This is a genomic window from Fructilactobacillus sp. X7R4C1, from assembly GCF_059901115.1.
The window spans coordinates 1-1,729 of record NZ_JBWXVD010000010.1 but is presented as its reverse complement, the minus strand read 5'-3'; the positions used below and the strand labels follow the sequence as shown (position 1 = coordinate 1,729).

Sequence of the window (1,729 nt, the reverse complement as noted above, 5' to 3'; positions counted from 1 at the left end):
ATTAAACATTTGCGAAGTCAATTCGCTTTTTAATTCTTTTGAAAAAGAATAACAACAAATAATAATGAGCTAGTAAAATTTCTCATTTCTAAAATGAGAGTTTGATCCTGGCTCAGGACGAACGCTGGCGGCATGCCTAATACATGCAAGTCGAACGAGCTGCGCTTATTGATAGTTGATGCTTGCATTAACTAGATTTAAGTTAGCAGCGAGTGGCGAACTGGTGAGTAACACGTGGATAACCTGCCCAGAAGAAGGGGATAACACCTGGAAACAGATGCTAATACCGTATAACAACGAAAACCACATGGTTTTCGTTTGAAAGATGGCCTTTGTGCTATCGCTTTTGGATGGATCCGCGGCGCATTAGCTAGTTGGTGAGATAAAGGCTCACCAAGGCGATGATGCGTAGCCGACCTGAGAGGGTAATCGGCCACATTGGGACTGAGACACGGCCCAGACTCCTACGGGAGGCAGCAGTAGGGAATCTTCCACAATGGACGAAAGTCTGATGGAGCAATGCCGCGTGAGTGAAGAAGGGTTTCGGCTCGTAAAACTCTGTTGTTAGAGAAGAACGGGCGTGAGAGTAACTGCTCACGTCGCGACGGTATCTAACCAGAAAGTCACGGCTAACTACGTGCCAGCAGCCGCGGTAATACGTAGGTGGCAAGCGTTGTCCGGATTTATTGGGCGTAAAGCGAGCGCAGGCGGTCTTCTAAGTCTGATGTGAAAGCCTCCGGCTTAACCGGAGAAGTGCATCGGAAACTGGGAAACTTGAGTGCAGAAGAGGACAGTGGAACTCCATGTGTAGCGGTGAAATGCGTAGATATATGGAGGAACACCAGTGGCGAAGGCGGCTGTCTAGTCTGTAACTGACGCTGAGGCTCGAAAGCATGGGTAGCAAACAGGATTAGATACCCTGGTAGTCCATGCCGTAAACGATGAGTGCTAGGTGTTGGAGGGTTTCCGCCCTTCAGTGCCGCAGCTAACGCATTAAGCACTCCGCCTGGGGAGTACGACCGCAAGGTTGAAACTCAAAGGAATTGACGGGGACCCGCACAAGCGGTGGAGCATGTGGTTTAATTCGATGCTACGCGAAGAACCTTACCAGGTCTTGACATCTTCTGTTAACCTAAGAGATTAGGTGTCCCCTTCGGGGGCAGAATGACAGGTGGTGCATGGTTGTCGTCAGCTCGTGTCGTGAGATGTTGGGTTAAGTCCCGCAACGAGCGCAACCCTTGTCATTAGTTGCCAGCATTCAGTTGGGCACTCTAATGAGACTGCCGGTGACAAACCGGAGGAAGGTGGGGATGACGTCAAATCATCATGCCCCTTATGACCTGGGCTACACACGTGCTACAATGGACGGTACAACGAGTTGCGAAACCGCGAGGTCAAGCTAATCTCTTAAAGCCGTTCTCAGTTCGGATTGCAGGCTGCAACTCGCCTGCATGAAGTTGGAATCGCTAGTAATCGTGGATCAGCATGCCACGGTGAATACGTTCCCGGGTCTTGTACACACCGCCCGTCACACCATGAGAGTTTGTAACACCCAAAGTCGGTTAGGTAACCTTTTGGAGCCTGCCGCCTAAGGTGGGACAGATGATTAGGGTGAAGTCGTAACAAGGTAGCCGTAGGAGAACCTGCGGCTGGATCACCTCCTTTCTAAGGAAAAATTCGGAAACCTTACATTATTGAAGTCTTGTTTAGTTTTGAGAGTTTTACTCTC

1 rRNA gene is annotated in these 1,729 nt (G+C 49.6%); it reads left to right on the top strand.

Going from position 1 to position 1,729, the window contains the following annotated elements:
- The first annotated feature begins 89 nt into the window (after positions 1 to 89).
- Positions 90 to 1,665, top strand: a 16S ribosomal RNA gene (locus AC6UC9_RS06910).
- The last annotated feature ends 64 nt before the right edge of the window (positions 1,666 to 1,729 follow it).